The organism is Rhodococcus sp. ACS1 (genome assembly GCF_002300155.1).
GTDB lineage: Bacteria > Actinomycetota > Actinomycetes > Mycobacteriales > Mycobacteriaceae > Rhodococcus_F > Rhodococcus_F koreensis.
On sequence record NZ_NSDZ01000021.1, the window covers coordinates 1 to 4,707 of the forward strand.

Annotated in this window: 5 protein-coding genes; 3 read left to right on the forward strand and 2 right to left on the reverse strand. The window is 62.8% G+C overall.

From position 1 onward, the window contains the following. Positions 1-706: 706 nt before the first annotated feature. A complete protein-coding gene (locus CJ179_RS53680; protein WP_257016467.1) occupies positions 707-856 on the forward strand; it encodes a hypothetical protein in 150 nt (49 codons plus the stop codon). A gap of 4 nt (positions 857-860) precedes the next feature. Continuing rightward, positions 861-1,367 carry a Clp protease N-terminal domain-containing protein gene (locus CJ179_RS53685; RefSeq protein ID WP_257016468.1) on the forward strand — a complete coding sequence of 169 codons (507 nt, stop codon included), beginning with the start codon at positions 861-863 and terminating at the stop codon, positions 1,365-1,367. A gap of 10 nt (positions 1,368-1,377) precedes the next feature. Here CJ179_RS53685 and phoU read toward each other — a convergent pair whose 3' ends face one another. Beyond that, positions 1,378-2,025: a phosphate signaling complex protein PhoU gene (phoU, locus tag CJ179_RS50325; protein ID WP_095866526.1), complete on the reverse strand. Its 648-nt coding sequence runs from the start codon at positions 2,023-2,025 to the stop codon at positions 1,378-1,380. Between the two features lie 437 nt (positions 2,026-2,462). Further along, a complete protein-coding gene (locus CJ179_RS53690) occupies positions 2,463-3,011 on the reverse strand; it encodes a sigma-70 family RNA polymerase sigma factor (RefSeq protein WP_257016469.1) in 549 nt (182 codons plus the stop codon). A gap of 936 nt (positions 3,012-3,947) precedes the next feature. On the opposite strand from CJ179_RS53690, the gene CJ179_RS50340 reads away from it, so the two are divergent. Next, positions 3,948-4,490 (forward strand): hypothetical protein, encoded by a 543-nt coding sequence (locus CJ179_RS50340; RefSeq protein ID WP_095866528.1) that lies wholly within the window; start codon positions 3,948-3,950, stop codon positions 4,488-4,490. Positions 4,491-4,707: the final 217 nt, after the last annotated feature.

Here is a 4,707-nt window from a genome sequence, read left to right on the forward strand (position 1 = left end):
CCGCGGCGCTGCTCACGGCGCTCCGCGCCGTGAGGCGGAGCGAGTCGCTTCGCTCCCCGCCAAGGGAGCCGCTGCGCGGCTCGCAGTGGGTCCATTCCCGTTGCCGTCGATCGAGTCGCTTCGCTCCTCTGAGTTTCAGAAATTAGGTTCTCACCTGCGTATTTAATCGCCCCGTTCGATCCGGTCCCCCACACCCTAACGAGGCTGGGGAGGCGGGCGGACGCGCCCGACACGCCGCCCCCTCGCCTTCCCGCGCCACTCAATGTCATACCCACAGCATACCACCCAACCCCCACACAACCCAAAACAATCGAAAATCACAAAACATCCAAACATGTTGATCAACAACACATTCCGAACCTTACAATCTGACGTTCGTGCACAACACACGTAAATCATTATTAACCAATCGATTACCGAAACATGTTGTCGATCAACATCTTTCAAAAACGGCTCGAAAACGGACGAAACAGACACCCGCGCGCCCGCTGACACCCCGGCGCCGGCACTCCCCCGACACGTCGCGCACCCCCACATCACAAACCGGGGACATGTCATCACACCAGGTCACAGCACAATTACGGCCGCGGGTGGCGAGGTCGCGTCGATCCCACCCATAACCCCCTGCACACCGCCCAGAATGGGCAGCAGGGAATTCAGCAGCGGTTCGCGTCGCTCGCGGCGACGCCTGGGGAGGGAGCGCGTCATGGTGTTCGAGAGATTCTCCGATCAAGCCCGTCAAGTGGTCGTCCTCGCCGCCGGAGCCGCCCGCACCCACCACCAGAACTGGAGTCGGCACCGAACACCTGCCCGCCCCAGATCTTCGACGCCGGCGGCCCCGGAGCGGCAGCACTGACCTCATGGGGCGTCCCCGCCCCGGCACTCGAGAGCAGGCTCGGGGAACGAAGAAGGTCCTCGAGGGCAGCCTGCGCCAGACGGCCCTGCTCGGGCATGAGGAGATCGGTACCGACCACCTCCTCCTGGCCCTGCTCGACGACCCCGCCTCCACCGGCGCACAAATCCTCACCGACCTCGCATCCCTGCCCATCAGCGAGATGCGCCAGCACCTCAGACACGAACTCGCCCAGCAGCCCACCCCCGCCCACCGCATCCCCATCCGGCTCAACGCCGACGAATACACCCGCGCCCACGCCGCCGCCCGCACCGCCGGCCAGAACCTCGAAACCTTCAGTCCACGACCTCATCACCGCCGCCCTCGACACCGAACAACCCGAATAACACGTTCAGTCGGGGATGAAGAACAGCTCCATCGACATGAAGAACCACACCACCAACGGCACGAACGCGCCCACCAACGGGCAGGGCGAAGTCCACGCTCGGATCGGCCGCGGCGATGCGGCCCGTGACGGCGACGACCTACGGGGACATCTGGTCCCCGGTGACGAGGAAAATCACCCGGCGCCCGACCACCACGGTGTGGTCACCGAAGCGCTCGTAGAAACGCCCCAACAAGGTGACATCGACCGCGGCCGGGATGCTGCCGGTCCAGGCCGGATCCTCGATCAGGGTGAGCAACCGGCGATGCAGGTCGTCGAGCTCGTCGTCGCGTCTGCCGATCTCGGCGGCCAGCTCAGGATCGTGCGTGCGCAGGACCCGTTCGGCGAGGCCGGCCAACTCGGCCGCCACCCGCCCCATATCGGAGAGCACTTCCTCCGCCTCACCGGAAGCGACGTGCTCGGGATGACGCCGGCGGACGCTTTCGGCCACATGCTGCACCAGCCCGCCCATCCGGCCCAGATCCGCCACCAGGTGCACACCGGTGACCACCTGACGGAGATCACGCGCCACCGGGCCCTGCAACGCCAACAGCGCCATCGCCAGGTCCTCGCACGGACCGCGCAACTCCTCAATCTGATCGTTCAGGTCGAACACCCGCTCCGCCAGGGGCAGATCCGCCAGCACCAGGGCCTCGGTCGCCACCTGCACCGCATCCCCGGCCAGCCGGCACATCGACGCCAGACGGTCAGTCAGCTCGTCGAGCTGCTCGTGAAACTTCATCCGCATAAGCATCATCCTCGTGCACCTGCCGAAAACAGCACACCGGGACGTGTCACCGTCCCTGGTCAGACGGCTCGCCCAGGCGGCGGTTCTTGCCGTCCATCCAGGCGATCACATCGAACACCCGCAGTACGGAGATCTCCTCGGGGAGGCCCGCCTCCCCCGCGGATCGACAGCAACCGGCGATGCAACGCGCCGTCGTCGGCGTGCAGGGCCTCCCGGACCGGGTTCAGATGTGCCCGCTCGATGCCCAGCACCTGGCACACCACCGAAACCGAAGATCGGATACAGCCGGGGACGTTTGCGGGCGATCAGCTTCGCGGCCTTCATCTCGGCCGATCCCCGGCAACACCCACAGGGCCGTTTCCAGGTCCCAGGCGGGCCACCCAGGGGTCAGCGGCTCCGGTTCGTCGAAACCAGGTCCCGATCCGGGCCTACCGCCGCTATTGAACCGATCCGGTCCGCTTTGACGCGTTCCCTTCCTCGACCGTGCGCTTCAACTTCGTTATGGCCCTCTTCTGCGCCACGCGGACGGCTCCCGGGGTGCTGCCCACTGCCGCAGCCGTTTCTTCTGCTGTCATGCCCACGACTAGGCGGAGAATCAGGATCTCGCGATGCTTAGCCGGCAACGTCGCGAGCAAATCATTCATCTGCCTGGCTGACTCAGTGGTTTGATCAGTTGCGCCGCCTGATCGCTCTGCTGTTGCGTGTCTCTGATCCTCTGCGACGCTGTGCGCAGCGATTCCATAGACGAACGCCATGAAGGGGCGTCCAGTGCCCTCATAGGCCGGCAAGGCGGTTGCAATCCGGGTCCAAACCTCCTCGGCCAGCCTTTCAGATTCCGCTCCCGGCTTCCCTGCGCGAGCGCTGATGTACCGGAGTACGAGCGGCATAACATTTTCCCGAATAGCGGCGATCGCCTTCTTGTCGCCTTCGCTTGCTCGTCGAACAGCGGTATCTAGATCCTCCGGTTCAGCCTTGGCCGCCGTCACCTCGGTGAATACAGCTGTCGCGACGGCTCCAGAGGACCTTGGCGTCGGGATATCGAAAACTTCACGGAGCTTTGCGAACGACGACTCCACCTCGTCGTCTGAGAGTTCAAGGCGCGATACCCCGGCAGGCGGCTCAAGCTGCAGGGCTTCTTCCTGCAGAACCGGGTCATCTGCGGCTGGTTCCTTAACCTCGAAACCTGGCTGTTCCGGTCGCCGTAGTTCTCCTAGCGGGGTACCCGCGATCCGAGTTACCTCATCAGGCACCGGAGTGTTGGTATCGGTTGCAAGTTCAACTGCAAGATCTGCGAGCTCGCGTACAGCTCGTTCATACTCCGAATCGCTGAGCTGCTCGAACCGACCTCTCAGTGTGGACATCGTTCAACCTCTCGCTCGCTGCCTTCAGTTTGCAGCAGGTACTTCAATCTGTCATTTGCTCTGTGTTCCGCGTACCGATTGGAGCGAGCCCCGGGTGTAGGAGTTGAGCACTCCTAGCAGGGCTGCATCGTCGAGACGCTTAGCCTGAGCCCTCAAGTGCCGAATCACCCCGATCAACGCGAATGGTTCGAGATTCTCATTCTCGACCGCCCACCTGAACATTTCCCAGCATCGATCCTGTTCAGAGATGTCCTTCTCTTGGTCACGCCTCGCTGCCTCAAGATTCGAAACATTTCTGATGTTCCGATGCGCCGCCCAATATGCCAACCCAGCGGCGCCCAGAGCGCAGAGGCCACCAAATCCTGGCGAGTAGAACCAACTGGCTTGGGCCGATGACTCCGCAGCAACTGATATGAGCACGCCGGTGACCTTATAAGTCCAGACGTTGCACTCCGGCAGCTACGCGTGCGAATGTCGCCTTTCGACGGGTGGCCGCGCACTGATAAGGTCCGGATTCGCCGCCGCTCATGGGGGTAAGTCCGACCTGCTGTGGGGGGTTTGATGGCATACGACCGTGATGCGTGGAAGCACGGAATCCCTGAGGATGCCTTGGTCAGCCGCGTCAACCTCCGTGGCTGCAACTGGGATTACACCGAAGACTGCGAGACCGGCCTTTCAGCTCTCAAAGCCATCGACCAGGGGGCATGGGACATGATGATGGCCCGCATCCGCCGGTCCCACCGATCCGGTCTGAAGCTCAGCGACAACGGTGACACCTACCGTGCACCAGTGGGGAACCTCGTGAACCCCAAGAAGTTCAAGCGCAGAGCAATGCCGTGGCTAGGCGAGCTCAAGGTCGACGAGCGAACCCCCAAGAAGCGATCGAAGCCCGGTCGTGCGGCGGAGTACCGCCTCTACTTCGGTGAACCACTGCATGACAACCTGCTGGTAGTTGGGGTGTCAGTCGGTATCAAGCACGGCAGTGACGGCGATGCCGTCAAGAAGCAGACCGACGCCATGGAAGACGCCATGTGGAAGATCATCTTTTGGTGCGAAGACCCAGGCCGTGCGGTTATTTGGCGGGAACATCACCGAAGCTGCTAGCGTTGACCTTAAAGTCAACACAAGTTTGGACGTGGAGGAGGTGCACGATGAGGATGCCAGGGCTTGAGGGTGCAAGCGACGAGGATCTTCTCGGCATCGATCTGGCCGACTCGGAGCTCGACCTCATAGATCAACTCCGCGAGGCGCGCTTGGCATGCGGGATGACGTCGGCAGACCTGGCCCGGAAAATGGGTGTCGACCGGAGCATTGTCACCAG